The sequence below is a fragment of the Mesorhizobium sp. WSM3879 genome, from assembly GCF_002294915.1.
Lineage (GTDB): Bacteria > Pseudomonadota > Alphaproteobacteria > Rhizobiales > Rhizobiaceae > Mesorhizobium.
The window spans coordinates 237,409-254,796 of record NZ_NSFZ01000009.1; the positions used below are offsets into that span (position 1 = coordinate 237,409).

Annotated in this window: 13 protein-coding genes and 1 tRNA gene; 11 read left to right on the plus strand and 3 right to left on the minus strand. The window is 63.6% G+C overall.

Annotated elements, in window-relative coordinates; translation table 11 throughout:
* Window positions 1-393: 393 nt before the first annotated feature.
* From CK218_RS21315 to CK218_RS21355, 8 genes are all read left to right on the plus strand, one after another.
* Window positions 394-2,298 carry a hypothetical protein gene (locus tag CK218_RS21315; protein WP_095784224.1) on the plus strand — a complete coding sequence of 635 codons (1,905 nt, stop codon included), beginning with the start codon at window positions 394-396 and terminating at the stop codon, window positions 2,296-2,298.
* Between the two features lie 132 nt (window positions 2,299-2,430).
* Window positions 2,431-4,479, plus strand: coding sequence for a type I secretion protein (locus CK218_RS21320; RefSeq protein WP_143749673.1), 2,049 nt, complete (start codon window positions 2,431-2,433; stop codon window positions 4,477-4,479).
* Window positions 4,480-5,435: 956 nt separating this feature from the next.
* Window positions 5,436-7,574, plus strand: coding sequence for a type I secretion system permease/ATPase (locus CK218_RS21325; protein WP_245435128.1), 2,139 nt, complete (start codon window positions 5,436-5,438; stop codon window positions 7,572-7,574).
* Window positions 7,575-7,587: 13 nt separating this feature from the next.
* Window positions 7,588-8,928 carry an HlyD family type I secretion periplasmic adaptor subunit gene (locus CK218_RS21330; protein WP_095828785.1) on the plus strand — a complete coding sequence of 447 codons (1,341 nt, stop codon included), beginning with the start codon at window positions 7,588-7,590 and terminating at the stop codon, window positions 8,926-8,928.
* Between the two features lie 33 nt (window positions 8,929-8,961).
* A complete protein-coding gene (locus CK218_RS21335; protein ID WP_095828786.1) occupies window positions 8,962-10,572 on the plus strand; it encodes a GNAT family N-acetyltransferase in 1,611 nt (536 codons plus the stop codon).
* 619 nt (window positions 10,573-11,191) lie between these two features.
* A tRNA-Pro gene (locus tag CK218_RS21345) sits at window positions 11,192-11,268 on the plus strand.
* A gap of 65 nt (window positions 11,269-11,333) precedes the next feature.
* A complete protein-coding gene (locus CK218_RS21350) occupies window positions 11,334-11,669 on the plus strand; it encodes a hypothetical protein (protein ID WP_095828788.1) in 336 nt (111 codons plus the stop codon).
* A 295-nt stretch (window positions 11,670-11,964) separates the two neighbouring features.
* Window positions 11,965-12,231: a hypothetical protein gene (locus CK218_RS21355; RefSeq protein ID WP_095779127.1), complete on the plus strand. Its 267-nt coding sequence runs from the start codon at window positions 11,965-11,967 to the stop codon at window positions 12,229-12,231.
* Between the two features lie 36 nt (window positions 12,232-12,267).
* Here CK218_RS21355 and hdaA read toward each other — a convergent pair whose 3' ends face one another.
* The 3 genes from hdaA to CK218_RS21370 are packed head-to-tail and all read right to left on the minus strand — an operon-like array spanning window position 12,268 to window position 14,714.
* Window positions 12,268-12,972, minus strand: a complete 705-nt coding sequence (gene hdaA, locus CK218_RS21360) for a DnaA regulatory inactivator HdaA (protein WP_095828789.1) — start codon at window positions 12,970-12,972, stop codon at window positions 12,268-12,270.
* 1 nt (window position 12,973) lies between these two features.
* Complete coding sequence (locus CK218_RS21365) at window positions 12,974-14,185, minus strand: AI-2E family transporter (protein ID WP_095828790.1); 1,212 nt, start codon at window positions 14,183-14,185, stop codon at window positions 12,974-12,976.
* On the minus strand, window positions 14,127-14,714 hold the full coding sequence (locus CK218_RS21370; protein WP_066995921.1) for a CDP-alcohol phosphatidyltransferase family protein: 588 nt from the start codon (window positions 14,712-14,714) through the stop codon (window positions 14,127-14,129). The genes CK218_RS21365 and CK218_RS21370 overlap by 59 nt, the downstream gene beginning before the upstream one ends.
* A gap of 258 nt (window positions 14,715-14,972) precedes the next feature.
* Here CK218_RS21370 and purM point away from each other — a divergent pair, with 258 nt between their 5' ends.
* The 3 genes from purM to CK218_RS21385 are packed head-to-tail and all read left to right on the plus strand — an operon-like array spanning window position 14,973 to window position 17,282.
* Entirely contained in the window at window positions 14,973-16,052 is a 1,080-nt protein-coding gene (purM, locus tag CK218_RS21375; RefSeq protein WP_066995866.1) for a phosphoribosylformylglycinamidine cyclo-ligase, read from the plus strand.
* A complete protein-coding gene (gene purN, locus CK218_RS21380) occupies window positions 16,049-16,756 on the plus strand; it encodes a phosphoribosylglycinamide formyltransferase (RefSeq protein WP_066995863.1) in 708 nt (235 codons plus the stop codon). The genes purM and purN overlap by 4 nt, the downstream gene beginning before the upstream one ends.
* A gap of 7 nt (window positions 16,757-16,763) precedes the next feature.
* On the plus strand, window positions 16,764-17,282 hold the full coding sequence (locus tag CK218_RS21385; RefSeq protein ID WP_095828791.1) for a histidine phosphatase family protein: 519 nt from the start codon (window positions 16,764-16,766) through the stop codon (window positions 17,280-17,282).
* The last annotated feature ends 106 nt before the right edge of the window (window positions 17,283-17,388 follow it).

Here is a 17,388-nt window from a genome sequence, read left to right on the forward strand (position 1 = left end):
GGCAGGAATATCGGCATGCGCGGCCGGAGCACGTCTGGGCAGCGGTCCAGCCGAACGGGCTAGCCCGAACTGTCAGCTTACAATCACCGCCCTCTGGTTCCAGACTTTCCCGGGTTCCATGTGGGATTGGGGCATATCCAGGACTCTCCCGTTTGAACGACCGGATCCTTGGTGATCCGGCGCTCCCCCGGGTTTTGCCTTGGGACGGCCGCCTCTCCCGAAGTCAAAGGGAGGTACTCAAGCAAGTCATGACGAAATTCGGATTGCGGACCTCAGTCCCCTCGGTCCGGCAGTCCATTCACCGCATTAAACGCAACGTCCGCGTACAGCCCATAGCCGCGTAAGAGAAGAATGCGGTTCGGCAGTCGCGGCCTTCAAACAGAGGACACGACCATGTCTCTCGACCTCGACAAGAACAACATCAACGCATTCGGTTTGCAGATCGTCGACAGCGAATTCGATATCGGTGACGGCGGTGGCGAAAACGAAAACAAGAACTACAATACCAACGACGCCAAGAACGAGAACGAAAACGAGAACAAGGCCTCGAACGAGAACGAAAACAAGAGCGACAACGACAACTCGAACGAGAACAAGTCCTCGAACGAGAACGAAAACGAGAACAAGGCCTCGAACGAGAACAAGAACGAAAACTCGAACGAGTCCAAGAACGAAAACTCGAACGAGAACAAGAACGTCAACGAGACCAAGGTCGACGTCGACGTCGACGTTGGCGTCAAGCTCGAAGGTGAGCTCGGCAATTCCGACGATGATTTTGCCGATATCTATGCCAACGACGACATGAAGATCGACACCATGATCAACAATAAGGACGGCAACGTCACTTATGATCCTGGCGACGACGTCACCTTCAAGGACATCCTGAACAATTCGATGACCGGCGCCGGCACCAACACCGCGTCAATCATCAACCAGACCCTGAATATGTATGACAACGACAAGCTCGACAACGCGACCGTCAAGAACGACGCCGATTTCAAGCTTGATCTGAACGCCAAGGGCGGCCACTCCGAAGCCGGTGACGGCATCTCGGCAGGCGGTGGGACCGCGGACGGCGGCAGCGACGCCAAGGCCAATGGCGGCGAAGGCGGCAATGGCGGCGACGCCAAGTCCGACGACGTCGAAGCTGGCGACGGCAAGGGCGGCCTGGCTCTCAGTGCGGCTATCGGCGGCGACTCCAAGAGCGACAACAAGGCCGACGCGGGCGACGCCAAGGCCGGCGACGGCGATAGCGGCGACGCCAAGGGCGGCGAAGTCGACACAGGCGACGCCAAGGGCGGCTACGGCGACGGCGGCAACGCCAACGGTGGCGATGGCCTCGGCCTCGGTTTCGGCCTCGGACTGGGCCTCGGTGTCGGCGCTGCGGAAGCCGGCGATGCCAAGTCTGACGACGGCGGCGACGCCAAGTCGGATGCTGGCGACGCCAAGGCGGATGCTGGCGATGCCAAGGCCGATGGCGGCAATGGCGGCAATGGCGGTGATGGCGGCGACGTGACCGGCGGCGATGCCAAGTCGGACGGCGGCGATGGCCTCGATGTCGACGGAAAGCTGTCGCTGCTGAACTACGGTGAAGGCGGCGACGCCAAGAGCCTCGCCGGCGACGCCACCGGTGGTGGTGGCGGCGGCGGTGGCGGCGGTGGCGGCGGCGGCGCCGACGCTGATGGCGGCAATGCCAATTCGGATGGCGGCAACGCCAATTCGAACGGCGGCGACTCCGAATCGTACGGCGGTGACGCCCTCGGCGCAGGCTGGGGCGCTGGTACGGGCTCGGGCTCGGGCTCCGGCACCGGCGGTGCCGGCGGCACGGGCGGTGCTGGCACGGGCGGTGACGGATCCAGCGGTGACGGAACCGGCGGCGCGGCCACCAGTGGCGACGCTTACGGCGGCGACAGCCTCGGCGGCTTCGCAGCGGCCTTTGGTGGTGACGGTGGCCATGCGCTGAGCGGCGCCTGGGCTGACGGTACCGGCGGCGACGCCACCGGTGGATACACCGCTTCCGGCTACGGTGGTGCCGGCGGCGCTGGCGGCCAAGCCTTCAACGGTGACGGCGGCACCGGCGGCGACGCTGGGATGTGGGGCTCGCAGAATGGCGATGACGGCTACGTGACCGGCACGAGCCACTCTTCGGCCGACGGCCTGATCGACGTCAGCGCCTTCAATCAGCAGATCGTGATGGGCGCCAACCTTCAGGAAAACCTGGTCGACCAGACCGTGGTTGGCGGCGACTACCACAACACGCTGACTGGCGAGGACGCCGGCGACCATACCGGTACCTGATCGATGTCACACGACTGATTTCGTCACGAAATCAGACAGCTTGGGACTGCGCGGAGTTTCCGCGCAGTCCTTCCATCCGGGAGACATGCCGCCCCGACCGAGCGCGAATGATCTCAAGATACGGAGGCTACCGTGTACACGATGCAGCTGGACAAGATGACCGAGGTCATCTCGCATTTCATCGGCATGTTCGAGATCTCGGTCGAGGAAGCACGGCAGCTAAAGACCTACGACGAGTTCAAGATTGCTGCGGCCACCAAGGAAGAAACTCCCGACCTTCCAAACACGAATGTCAACGTTAAGGCGCCTTATACGCTCGACGATTTCGATCCACACGTTCCGTATATGGGCGTCAAGCCGGACCTGGTGCTGAACACGGTCAGTTCGAGCTTCTGGTACACGCCGCCCGAAATCGTTCAGCACGGCCATCTGAGCCCCGGCCATCATCACTTCCATCTGCCGCATCTGCCGGCTTTCGGTGGCGGCATGGTCCTGCCAAACATCGAACCTCCAGGCGCGATCGCAGCCTACATCAACCAGGAAATCCGCCTGTCCGACAACGACTATGTCGGCGCCGGCGGACATGGGCTGATATTCACGCCCGCGGCGGTCGACGACAGCAGCCATCTGGCCTCGCTGATGAACGTGGCGGCGGACGTGTCGCCGATCGACGATGTGACGTTGCTGGGCACTCCCGACGACATGGCAGCCGCGGTGGTGACCATGGGCGAACGCATCGCGGCCTACACCGAGGACCCGAGCGGCGAAGCGAACGTCTTCGTCCTGCACCCAGACGCGACTTCCGGCCCGATCTTGGGAACCTATGTCAACGGCCAGCTGGTCGACGATGCCGACGCGCCGAAGGCGGAGGACCACATCAATCTCCTCAAGGAACAGCACCAGGATGACGAGGTTGCCAGCGCTGGACCCGACAAGGACGACTACAACACGCCGCCGGATTCCTCCGATTTCATGTCGGGCTGGGGCAACGGCCTGCTCAGCCCATGCGTTGAAGTGGACACCGGCACCAACACGCTGATCAATTCGGCCGTGCTGACCAACAACTGGACGACGACATCGGTCGTCGCCACTGTCGGCAACAGCTATGAAATCAATGCCATCATCCAGATCAACGCACGCTGCGACACGGATATCGTAAGCTCCTCCCTGAATGGGTGGAAGCTGGGCAACGCCCCCGACGAGGCCTTCAACATCGCCGCGTTCAAGCACATCGACCCGTCGGCCGGCAGCGTGGCGCCAACCGCAGCGGACGGTTTCCCCGCCGCCTGGGTGGTGACGCAGGTCACCGGCGACCTCATCATCACGAACTGGATCCAGCAGTACTGCTTCATGACCGACAACGACACCACGGTTATGTCCTCGTCGGGTGTCAGGACCAGCGTGAGCACCGGCGACAACACGGCGATCAACGACGTGTCGCTGAACGAGCTCGGTCACTACTACGACCTGATCATCATCGGCGGAAACATCTACGACGCCAACATCATCCAGCAGATGAACTTCCTGATCGACAACGATCTCATCGGCGCGGTCGATGGTTTCCAGACATCCGGAGAAGGCTCCTACTCGACCGCCGGCAACCTGCTCTGGAACGATGCGACGATCATCAATGTCGGCGGCCAGAACCACTATGAGGCCTTGCCGACGTCCTATCTTCAAGCGGCCCAGGGCTTCGCGGCCGGCAAGGACGCCGGCCCTGGCGACATACTGAACGACCCAGCCTTCGCCGGTATCGGCGCCTTGCGGGTTCTCTACATCTCCGGCGACCTGCTCAACGTGCAGTATATCTCGCAAACGAACGTGCTGGGCGACAGCGATCAGGTTGCCTTGGCGATGAACCAGTTCGTCGCCCATCCCGAGGCGGAATGGACTGTCACCACCGGCGGTAATCAGGTGGCGAACTTCGCGGGGATCATCGACGTCGACGGAACCGACAAGACCTATGTCGGCGGCGAGCACTATTCGCAGGAGATCCTGATCCAGGCCGACATCATCTCGAGCGATCCTGAACTCGGCGGACAGAATCCGGACGCGCTGGTCAACGAAGCGATCGCGTTCCTGGCCGACGATGCGGGCGCCGACGACACGCAGATGGACCATTTGATAGTCCCGACGCCGGATCATGTTCAGGCGGACGGCGTGCAAACAATATTGGGCTGATCCGGGAACCGGGGGATACAATGACCGATGATCGCGACCTGCCTTGGGACACGTTTGCCGAAGACCTAGAGGCGGCGATGCAGGAGGACGACCAGGGATCGTCGAGTTCCGCGGTGCCTCGCAAGACGCTTTCGAACGCCCTGCGGCAGCATGAGCAGGCGATCGACCGGACCATCAAGACAATCGACAATGCCGTCGGCCAGTTTTACGATGCAGTCCCCCATCGCGAGGTAAAGGCCGGTCAGGACCGACCTTTGCCGCAGGTCGACGGCCGGAGCGCAGTAACCAGTCAGCCGAAACCAGAGCAGGCCACAGCGCCCCTGCCTGCGCACCAGCCAGCGAGAACCCCTGCATCGACCAGCCCGGCTGGGACCAGCCCGGCTGGGCAGGCGGACGGGGGCGGCGTGGTCAGGCAAATCGTCACGCCTCCCACAACGACGAATCCACAGGTCAGCGAAGCGAAGGCGGCCGCGGCCGGCCCCATCAAAATCGCACCCGCCTTGCAGGAGGGGCGAACCGAGGAAAGAGCAAATCCAGTTCTGCAAACGACAGGCGGGCTACCGAACCTGCCCAACGAGATGCGCGCCAATGCAGGGCATCCTCCGGCTTCTTCCCCAGCGCCCAAACCCGTAGCCGCCGTTGACATACCGAACTTCATGGCGCAGCGCCAACTGTGCAAGCCGGAGCCGGCTCCGCAGCCAAGCCAAAGTTCCATCCCCGGCACCACACGGGCGCGTTCGACTGTCGTACCTGAGCCGCTGCCGCCAACGCCAACATTCCAGACGCGACCGGCCGAGTGGCAGGGGCCAGCTTTGACGGCCAAGAAACCTGCTGCTCCGCCTTCAGCCGCCGTTGCAAAAGGTGAGCCGGTGGCCACCGAGCCTCCCGCGACGACAGCGCCGACGATCGACAAACTGAATGTCCCGGCGGACGCGGCGTCGCCGAGGCCACAGCCTGTGCCCCAACGGCCAGCCGAACCCACGCCCAAGCCAATGCCAGCGGCCGAAAGGCAGAATATCCAGGCCAATGCGGCGCCGCCGAGGCCACAGCCAGCGGCCCAACGGCCGGCCGAACCCACGCTCAAGCCAATGCCAGCGGCCGAAAGGCAGAATATCCAGGCCAATGCAGCGCCGCCGAGGCCACAGCCTGTGCCCCAACGGCCAGCCGAACCGCAGGCCAAGGTCGCGCCCGACGAGCCAGCCAAGCCGTCGGTAACCGAGATGAAAGACGCGGCAAAGTCGCCCGGCATGATCACCATCGAAGGCGACACTGGTCCCATCAAGACGCAGCAAGGCGGATCTCCCCCAGGAGGTGTGGACGACAAGGGCCGGCGCGGCGGTGGTGGCGGCGGAGGCGGCGCTTTCCACAAGCGCCTCGGCCCGGTCGATTTCGGCGCTTCGCTCAGGGCCGGATTGAGCGCGGTCAGGAAAAACCTGCTGATCGTCATGCTGTTCACGGTCGCCTGCAACATACTGGTCCTGGCGATCCCGATCTATCTGTTCCAGATCTCGGATCGCGTTCTCACCAGCCGTTCCCCCGACACGCTGGTGATGCTGACGGTGGTCATCGTCGGCGCGGTGATGCTGCAGGCGATGTTCGATGCGCTTCGCCGCTTCATCCTGATGCGCACGGCCGTCGAGATGGCGGCCCAATTGGGTGCGCCGATCCTCAGCGCGGCGGCCAGAGCCTCGCTTCACAGCAACGGCAAGGAGTACCAGGTCCTGGGCGACCTGCAGCAACTGAGGACCTTCCTGACCTCCGGCACGCTGCTGTCGTTCCTCGATGCGCCGATGGCTCCATTGATGGTGCTGGTGGTGTTTCTGATCCACCCGCATCAGGGCTTCATCGTCATGACCTCGGCGGTGCTGCTGTTGATCATCACGCTTCTCAACCAGCGCGCGACGGCCGCGACCTTCGGCGAGGCGAACGCGCACCAGAGCAAGGCCAACATCCATCTCGATTCGATGTCGCGCAACTCGCAGATCATCAACGCGCTCGCCATGATCCCCGAGGCCGTGAAGATCTGGGGCAAGGACACCGCAAACTCGCTCAGGGCGCAGGTGATCGCACAAGACCGCAACATCGTCTTTGCCTCCATGTCGAAGGCCGTTCGGCTGCTGACCCAGGTGACGATGCTTGGCTGGGGCGCTCACTTGGCGATCGAAGGCCATCTCACCGGCGGCATGGTCATCGCCGCATCGATCATCGCCGGCCGGGCGCTCGGCCCGATCGAAGGCGCCATCGAGGGCTGGAACCACGTCGTGCATGCCCGCGCCGCCTATGGCCGGATCGCATCGCTGCTGCAATCGTCGCCGCTCAATTTCGAGCGGTTGAACCTGCCGCGTCCCGAGGGCCGTCTCGACGTCGAACGGCTCCTGTTCGTGCCCCAGGGAACGAAGCGGGTTGTGCTGAACGGCATTTCGTTCGCGCTCTCGCCGGGCGATTCGCTGGCCATCATCGGCAATTCGGGCGCCGGCAAGACGACCTTGGGCAAGATGCTGGTCGGGTCGATCCTGCCGACGTCAGGCAACGTACGGCTGGATCTGATGGATCTTCGCAACTGGGATCCACGCCAGTTCGGCGAGAATATCGGCTATCTGCCCCAGGATGTTCAGCTGTTCCCGGCGTCGATCAAGGCCAACATCGCCCGTATGCGTGACGATGCGACCGACGCCGAGATCTACCAAGCGGCGGCGCTGGCCGACGTTCATGAGATGATCTCCACCTTGCCCCACGGCTACGAGACCTTCGTCGCCGCCGACGGAGCGCCGCTTTCAGGCGGGCAGAAGCAGCGCGTCGCGCTTGCGCGCGCCTTCTTCGGCAATCCCCGCCTGGTGGTGCTCGATGAGCCCAACTCGAATCTGGATTCGGCCGGAGACGCGGCACTGGAACGAGCCCTCCAGCACGCCAAGGAAAACAAGATCACGGTGATCACCATCACCCAGCGGCCATCGCTGCTGAAGAGCGTCGACAAGATACTGCTGCTTGTCAACGGCACCGTCGCCCTGTTCGGCATGCGACAGGAAGTGCTGCAGGCCCTTGCAAACCGGGGCTTGAGCATCGAAGGCGGCTCGTTCGGCCATCAGATCCAGTAGCGGGGCCGCAAAGATGACGACCGACATCGCAAAAGTTCACGACATAGAGTGGTATTCCGAGGTGCCGCGCTCGATCTGGAAGCAGACCGCATTTGGCGCGCTGTTGATCACGGTGGCCTTCGGCGGCTTCGGCACCTGGGCTTTCACGGCGCCGCTCGCGTCCGCCATCATCGCCCAGGGCAGCTTTGTCGCAACCGGGCAAAACAAGATCGTCCAGCATCTCGAAGGCGGCATCATCAAGGAAATCCTGGTCAATGAAGGCGACCATGTCAGCCTCGACCAGCCGTTGATAAAGCTCGACGAGACCGCCGCGCAGACCAACGAACGGCAATTGTTCCTGCGCAAGGCGCGGCTCGAAGCGATCGCGGCCCGGCTGAATGCCGAGGTGCAGGGCAGCGGCAAGATCCGATTTCCCGCGATCATCCTCGACAACCGGTTCGATCCGGAGGTCTCCCCGATCATGGAAAGCCAGCAGGCCAACTTCGAGGCCGCGGAACGAAAGCGCGACAGCGACATAGCGCTGTTCGACCAGAACAAGAAGGCCATGGAATTCCGCAACGAAGGCATCGAGGAGCAGATCTCGTCGGTGCGCCGGCAACTGCAATTCCTCAAGGAGGAATATCAGGGCAAGCAAAGGCTCCTCGAGCAGGGCCTGATCCGCGGCACCGAGGTAAAGGCGATCCAGCGCGCGATGGCCGACGCCGATGGCCAGATCGGCAAGATGGTGGCGGAAGTCGCCGAGAACCGCGAACAGATCGTCAGGTTCGAGCAGCAGATCACGCAGACCAAGGATACCTATCGCCAGGCGGCGCTCCAGGAACTGCAAAGCCTGGAGGCCGAACTGGACGCCGTGCGAGAAAAGTCGCGCGAGGCGGAGAACGTGCTTCGCCGCGTGACCATCAAGGCTCCCGAGCCCGGCACGATCATACGCATGTACTATCACACCGCCGGCGGCGTTATCGAGAGCGGCAAGGCGATCCTCGAGATCCTGCCCTCGGATGTGCCTCTCGTCATCGAGGCCCAGGTGCCCCGCACCGACATCGACAACATCAAGGTCGGGCAGCAAGCCTCGATCCGGCTGATCGCTCTCAATCGCCGCACGACGCCGGTTCTGGAGGGCGAAGTCTACTATGTCTCGGCAGATGCGTTGCCGGAGATGAGCGGCCCCACGCCCAAGGAAGTCTATCTGGCGCGCGTGCGCGTGCCGGCAAGCGAACTGGCAAAGGTGCATGGTTTTACGCCGACCCCGGGTATGCCCGCCGAGATCCTCGTCGCGACGGAGTCGCGCACATTCTTCAGCTATCTGACGAAGCCGATCGCCGACAGCATGGCGAGAGCCTTCATGGAGCAGTGAGACCTACGAACAGGCAACGATTTCGGGGGAACCATGCAGATCGACGTCATCACGAAACGGGAGGAGCTGAACCGGCTCAGAAAGAACTGGGATGATCTCTACCAAAAGGATCCCGAAGCGCAGTTTTTCCTCTCCTGGACGTTCCTGTCGTCCTATATGCGACGCTATGAAGACGCCTGGTCCGTCCTGGCGGCACGCTCGGGGCCGCCAGGATCTTCCTATGTCGCCCTATTGCCTCTGCGACTGCGCACCAGGCTGAACAAGAAGACCGGTATCTGCCACAACGAGATCAACATGGCCGGCAACTACGCGGCCGACTATGCCGGTATCCTGTGCGCACCGGGCTTTGCCGAGCGCGCGATCCCGGCTCTTGCCAGGCATCTTCTGAAGATGAACTGGGCCAAGCTGCATCTCGAAAATCTGCGCATGTCGGAGAAGCGACGGCGCCTGCTCATCGACAACCTTGCCGACAAGCGGTTGACGGCCCACAAGATGCCGCGCGTCAACAAAACCGACAATGTCGACAATTGCATCTGCCCGGCCGCCGCACTGCCAGGCGATTGGGACAGCTATCTCGAACAAAAGACCAGCTCGAACACGCGCCAGAAGATCAGACGCTTTCTGCGCAAGCTCGATGGATCCGGCGAGTTCCGCATCACCCATGCCGACGCCTCCACGATAGATCGCGACATCGGCATCATCCTCGAAATGTGGCGGATCAAATGGGCGCCGCGGAAGGGCAACCTCCTGCCTGGCCTAGTCAGGTCCAACCGGATCCTGTTCAAGGACGCCTTCGAAAGCGGAACGCTGTTCCTGCCGATCCTTTGGCAGGGCGACAAGCCGCTCGGGGGCCTGGCATTCCTGGTCGACCGGGTCAAGAAAACGATGCTGTTCCATCTCGCGGGACGCGACGAGACCGCGAACGACATCCCGTCCGGGCTCGTGCTGCATGGCTATTGCATTCGTCATGCGATCGAACAGGGCTTCCGCAACTACGACTTCCTGCGCGGCAACGAACCGTACAAGTACTCCTACGGCGTGGAGGAGACCACCATCCATTGCGTCCTGATCAAGACCAGGACCGGTCGCAATCTCGGCGACCGGATCGACGAGAGGTCCGTCGGGAGCGTGCTGGAGCAGGCGACCAAATTCCACGAAGCAGGCAACCTTGCCAACGCCGAAAATGGCTATCGCCAGATCTTGGAGGTCAACCCTCGCCATCCGCGCACGCTTTACGGATTGGGCCAGCTGCTGGCCGCCAAAGGCGACCACTGGTCGGCGGCCGATACTTTCGGATCGCTCGTGGAGATCGCACCGAAATCGGTCAAGGCTTGGTCAAGGCTTGCCGTCGAACTTCAGCTGCTCAGCCGGCACGCGGACGCCGCCGACGCCTTCCGCAAATTGCTTGAGCTCAATCCAGACCTGTCGGGGGCGCGATATGGTCTTGGCCGCAGCCTCGCGCAGCTTAGCCAGTTGGATGAGGCCACCAGGGTGCTGAGCGCCGTCGAGGACAAAGCCGACCCAATGCTTCGCGCTAAAATCCGTCTACAGCTGCGAAAGCTGAAGTCGGACGTAAGTCCGTGCTACATAAAACTGGAGCCGGCAAACGCAGGCGTCTCCAGACTGGAGCGGATGGACGCCTAGCCATAGCGACGCAACTCGGAGATTCGCTTCTGGTGGGTGCATATGCTGCTATCGGATTTGAAACAAAGGGTTGGATCTGATCGGTGTTGGGGGCGAACGGCGCGAGTCTATCCAGCTCCGCCGTTTCGATGAACGACGTCGCTGGCCCTCGGAACGAGCAGCAGGAAGGGGCGGAAGGGATTTCGCGCCACACATCAAGCTGCGTTTGCTGTTCTTGCGCCTTCGGATTGTATCTTCGCGCGCACGCGCAACGGAAAAATCGACCCTAGCGTCCCTTGCGTCCTAACCTGCTGTTTGTCTGTGGCTTTCAGTCAGCATCCTCCGGCCTCTACCGTCCCTTGCGCATCGAAGCTCAACGGCGGGCGCGGTCGATAGAGATGTTGCTGGGCGCGCATCCGTACGCCACCGCGTATCTGCGCCTGCCCATCGCCCGCAGCGACATCGAGACTTACTACATTTTTGACCTTCGGCTCGAAAGCAGGAGGGGGAACGACTGGGCAACACTGTGGGACTTTCCGTGGGACTTTGCGTGCCGAACTCTGCCAATGTACGCCGTTCGTTCCGCTCTTCCATTTTGGGGCTTGCTCAAAATGGTTCGGAACCCTATGGGGATGCCGTTCGGAGTGTAGCGCAGCCTGGTAGCGCACCTGATTTGGGATCAGGGGGTCGCGTGTTCGAATCACGCCACTCCGACCAGTTTTCCTGAACATCCTAGAGCCCACGCTTCGGGAACCCTGTCGGCCTTCAGAAGTTCTGTTGCCATGGCCGACACTAAAAGGACCCCCACCATCGCCCGCATCTGGCGCGGCAGGACCTTGCCGGAAAAAGCGGACGACTATGAAACTTACAATTACGAGACCGGCATCAAGCCGCTCATCGAAAAGGCACTCGGCGTCCAGACATTTCGCGAGGACACGGCGACCCATTCCGAGTTCGTGACGATCTCCTATTGGGAGAGCATCGAGGCAATGGCGCGCTTCACCGGCGGCGGGCCGACCCAGGTCCACCACCTCGACCGCGACGCGGAATTCCTGATCGAGCTGCCGAAGAGCGTGCAAGTGCTGCGCTTGCTCACCAGCCATGGCAAGACGGGCTGAAGGTGTCCAGCATCGAGCAACAGGCCTTGATCTCTGAAGGGAGCCGTCGGCGTGGAACCGAGTAAACCCGCCGGGCGAGTCCCCAACAACCTCGAGCCCGGCGAGCCTACAACCCGATCTGCAATGTGACCGGGACCGGGATCAACCGGCGTCTTCCACGCTGCAAGATGGATGCCAGGGCGATGGCTCGAAATGGGACAGCCACGATCGTCCCGCAACTCCGGACGGAAAACCGCTACGCACTTTTCCCGGAGTTGCTCTAGACTCCGGGCAAACGGGGCAAGGGGGACTCTGGATGCCTGTTCTCGAGGCGCTGCTCTCGCTGATCGGCCCAGCCTATTTGGCTTATTATGGCTTCGCGGTTCCGGTCGCGGTCGCCTGGGCAATCCTGTGCGCTGCTCTGTGGGTTTGGAACAACCGGCCGAGCAAGAGGCAGAATGGCAGCGTCGCCCGGTCGCGGATCGCCAGCCTGGTGTTCTTCGTCTTTGTCGGCGCATGCTACGTGGCAGCGCATACGGGGGTCTATCTGCTGGCTCGGCATCTGGCCGGACTATGGGCGTAGAGAGCGCACAATCCCGGAGCAGCCTTCCTCGACATCCTAAATATCGAACTCGCCCTGGCCCTCGTCCATGGCGCTGACGGTCTCGGCGGCGAGCGCTCGGGTGATCGGCGTCTTGCGCTCGAGAGCGGCGCGGTCGAGGCGCTCCACGACCCGCATGGCAGTCGCCAGCGAGCGTTCGATGCGCCGCACCAGATATTGCACGACATGCGGCTCGACCTCGACCTGGCGGTCGGCGAAGAGCTTGGTGATAACGCCGGCGAGCAGCAGGTCGTCCGGCTCGTGGATCTCGATGGTCGCCGCCGCTTTCAGCCGCGAGATAAGATCCGGCAGCGCGACGCGCCAGGCCGAGGGAAAGCGCCGCGCCGTCAGAAGCAGCGTGGAGCCGGCGCCGCGCACGGTGTTGAACAGGTGGAACAGGCCTTGCTCGTCGATCGGGAGCTTGTCGATGTCGTCGATCAGCGCGGGGCTCGCGCCAAGCCCGCCAATGTGCTCGCCGATGCGATCGGGAGCGATGGCGACAGCGTGCGCATGCGCTTGCCAGATCTGGGCAAGATGCGTCTTGCCGGACCCGGGAGGGCCGGCGAGCACCACCACCGGCGCGGGCCAGTCCGGCCAGCGGTCGACCAGTGCTGCGGCCTGCGCGTTGGCGCCGGAGACGACGAGCTCGTCGCGCGAGTAGCCGGTACCGTGGCCGAGATCGAGCGGCAGCTGGCGCGGTGGACCGGTTCGTTCGCCAGCCATTTCAGCCACGCGGCTGTGAGCGGTGGCCGCCGCCGCGATCCGCCGGCAAAGGAGGTGCGGGCTCGGTGGCATGGCCGTTGTAGAGCGGCGATTCGAGGTAGCGGGCAATCGCAAAGCGCACCAGCACGGCAATGGCCGCCGAAGCCGGCACCGCAATCAGCAGGCCGACGAAGCCGAACAGCGCACCGAAGGCAAAGAGCGCGAACATCAGCCAAACCGGATGCAGGCCGACGCTTTTGCCGACCAACCTCGGCTGCAGGATATTGCCCTCGATGAACTGGCCGACGAAGAACACGCAGGCCACCGCCACGATCATCGTCCAATCCGGCCAGAACTGGACGAAGGCGACGCCAACCGCGAGCACCAGCCCGGTCAGCGAGCCGACATAGGGGATGAAGGAGATCAGCCCGGCGAAGAAGCCGATGAGGATGGCGAAGTTCAGCCCCGTCAGCGTCAGGCCGGTGGCGTACATGGCGCCCAGCACAAGGCAGAGCGTGCCCTGCCCGCGCACGAAGCCGGCGGTGGCGGTGTTGATCTCGCGGGCAAGCGCCCTGACCGTCTCGACATAGTCGCGCGGAACCCAGCTGTCGACCACGGCCACCATGCGGTCCCAGTCGAGCAGCATGTAGAAGGCCACGACCGGGGTGACGACGAAGAGGCTGACCACCGAAACCAGCGCCACGCCCGAGCTCCAGATCGAGGTGAAGACGGTGGTGAGCAGCCCGAAACCGGTGGTGAGCAGCGAGTTCAGTCCGTCGCGCAGGCTGGCCGCGTTGACGCCAAAACGCTGCTCCAGCCACTTCGGGTCGAAGCTGGTGATGAGCGACTGCAGGCGGGTGAGATATTCCGGCAGCTTGCGCGCGAAATCGGCCATCTGCGTGGCCAGCACAGGCACCAGGATAACGAAGGCGAGCACCACGACGACGACGAAGGCAATGAGGATCACCACCGTCGCCATCAGCCGGGAGAGGCCGAGCCGCTGCAGCCGATCGGCCACCGGATCGAGGAAATAAGCGAGTACCATGCCGGCGACGAAGGGCAAGAGGATGCCGGAGAAGACATAGAGGAACAGCGCCAGAAGCACGGCGACGATCAGCCAGAACGCGATCTGCCGGCGCAACGCGGTCGAGGCCGCGGCCGTCCAGGCTTCGCCGTCAGGTGTCCGTGCTGGAATTGCCCGACTTGGTGTTGCTCGTCCGGGAGCCTTCGCCATAGCCACTCATATGCCTTAGCCAGGCCACGAGATAGGCCGCGGCCGAAGCCACGGTCAAGACCCCGGAGAGCAATATGAGCGCCGGCCGGAGCGGATAGAGATGCATGGAAAAGGCAAGCTCGCCCAGCACAAGCGCCGCCAGCGCGATCTGCACGGCGGTGTTCACCTTGGAGACCAAGAGCGGCTTCATCTCGACCGGCTGCGCCATCACGCTGGACAAAAGCACGGCGCAGACGATCAGCGCGTCGCGCGAGACCATGGTCACGACAAGCCAGAGCGGCAGTTCCCCGGCATAACCCATGACGACGAAGACCGAGACCAGGAGAAGCTTGTCGGCGACCGGATCGAGATAAGCGCCGAGCCGCGAGAACAACCGGTAGCGGCGAGCGATGAAACCGTCGATGCCGTCGGAGATGCCGGCGACGAGGAAGCCGGCAAAGGCCCAGTCCCAGCGCGCCTGCAGCATGGCCAACACCACGGCCGGCACCAGCAGCAGCCGCATGATCGTGATCATGTTGGGTATGGTCACGTGATGTCCCGTCATGGGTTTTGTTGGAAGATAGTTGATGGAGATGAGAGGTGCGCGCAAGGGAGGAGTTGCTGATCTCCCCTCTCGAGGGGGAAGATGGTCTCTGGCGCACAAGGCGCTGGAGCTCCACGCGAGGCGACCCCCTCTGTCGCCTCCGGCGACATCTCCCCCTCAAGGGGGGAGATTGGCTCTCACGCGCCTTGCCCCTCGAAACCATTCATGCGATGAGCCCGCAATGGAAACAGGGATGAGCCGAAGATGAGCAACGGCGACAAGGCCAAGCGCAAGAACGGGCTCACCTATGCCGAGGCGGGCGTCGATATCGATGCCGGCAATCTCATGGTCGAGAAGATCAAGCCGCTCGTGCGCGCGACGCGCCGGCCGGGTGCGGACGGCGAGATCGGCGGCTTCGGCGGCCTGTTCGATTTGAAAGCCGCCGGCTTCACCGATCCGGTGCTGGTCGCGGCCAATGACGGGGTCGGCACCAAGCTCAAGATCGCCATCGATTCCAGCAAGCACGACACCATCGGCATCGACCTCGTCGCCATGTGCGTCAACGATATCGTCGTGCAGGGCGCCGAGCCGCTGTTCTTCCTCGACTATTTCGCTACCGGCAAGCTCGATCCGGACCAGGGCGCGTCCATCGTCGGCGGCATCGCGCAAGGCTGCCGGCAGGCCGGCTGCGCGCTGATCGGCGGCGAGACCGCCGAGATGCCCGGCATGTATCACGACAAGGATTACGACCTTGCCGGCTTTGCCGTGGGCGCGGCCGAGCGCGGCCAGTTGCTGCCCACCGACGACATCGTCGAGGGCGACGTGCTGCTTGGCCTCGCGTCCTCCGGCCTCCACTCCAACGGCTTTTCGCTGGTGCGCCGCATCGTCGACGCCAGCGGGCTCGGCTGGAGCGATCCGGCGCCGTTCAACGATGAGCTCAGCCTCGCCGAGGCGCTGCTCGAGCCGACGCGCATCTATGTGAAGTCGATCCTGAAGGCGATCCGCAACACGCATGGCATCAAGGCGCTGGCTCATATCACCGGCGGCGGTTTTCCGGAAAACATTCCGCGCGTGCTGCCCAAGGATTTCTCCGCCGAGCTCGACCTCGAAGCGATCGACGTACCGCCGGTATTCTCGTGGCTCGCCAGGACCGGCGGCGTGGCGCCGCAAGAGATGATGCGCACCTTCAACTGCGGCATCGGCATGATCCTCGCCGTTGCTTCCGGCCAGGCGGCGCAGGTGGCGGCGGTGCTGCAGGAAGCCGGCGAGACGGTGACGCCGATCGGCCGCATCGTGCCGCGCCGCGACGCCGGCGTCATCTACCGGGGCTCGATCGAACTATGAGCAGGAAACGCACGGTCGTCCTGATCTCGGGCCGCGGCTCCAACATGACGGCGCTGATCGCGGCAGCCAGCGACCCGACCTATCCGACCGAGATCGTCGGCGTCATCTCGGATCGTGCGAACGCCGCGGGCCTCGGCCTCGCGCAGTCGCGCGGCATCGCCACCAAGGTGATTCAGCGCGCCGACCATCCGAGCAAGGACGCACATGACGCTGCGATCGATGCCGCGCTTACCGGCTTCGGCGCCGAGATCGTGGCTCTGGCCGGCTATATGCGCATCCTCGGCCGCGGCCTGGTCGAAAAATGGCAGGGGCGCATGGTCAACATCCACCCTGCCCTTCTGCCTGCCTTCAAGGGGCTGGACACGCATGCGCGGGCCATCCGCGCGGGCGTGCGCATCCATGGCTGCTCCGTGCATTTCGTCACGCCCGAGATGGATGACGGGCCGATCATCGCCCAGGCCGCCGTGCCGGTGATGGTCGGCGACAACGAGGACACTTTAGCCGCGCGGGTGCTGAAGGTGGAGCACCGGCTCTATCCGCTGGCGCTGGGGCTGGTCGCCGAAGGCAAGGCGCGCATGGAAAAGGGCCACACCGTGCTTGCCCATTTCGCCGACGACGCCGACAACGCCACTTCAGTGGTGATGGCGCCCGACCCGCTGCGCGAGGAAACCGACCTCGAACAGCTGGCGCGCATCACGCCGTAGGACTGCCATGGCGACGCCCAGACAACTCCTTGTGCTGCGCCATGCCAAGTCGAGCCGGGACGATCCCAAGCTCGCCGATTTCGACCGTCCGCTCGCCCCGCGCGGGCTGAAGACGGCACCGCTGATCGGGCGCGAGCTTTCGCGGCGCGGCTGGCTGCCGGATCTGGCGCTGGTCTCGCCGGCGCTGCGCACCCGCGATACCTGGCGGCTGGTCGCCGCCGAATTGCCGAAGCATGGGCCGGCGGAATTCGCCGAGGAGCTCTACGAGGCGGCGCCGGCCGCCATCCTGGCGTGCGTGCGGCAGGCGAAAGCCACCAGCCTGATCGTGATCGGTCACAATCCCGGCCTGCAGAATTTCGTGCTGCGGCTCGCCGGCACCGGATCGGACGAGGGCGTGTTCAAGAAAGTCGAAGCGAAGTTCCCGACGGCGGCACTGGCCCGGTTCACGGTGAAGGAGGATTGGGCGAAGCTCGACTTCGGCGGAGCGCGACTGACGCATTTCGTCAGGCCGAAGGATTTGGAATAGAGCGCCTCTGTGCGCAGCCGGGCCTATAGTCACGACACAAGCCGGCCTGCGGATAGCCGGCTCCCAAAACAGAGCGGCGGGACAAGCCCGCCGCTTTGAGGTCTAT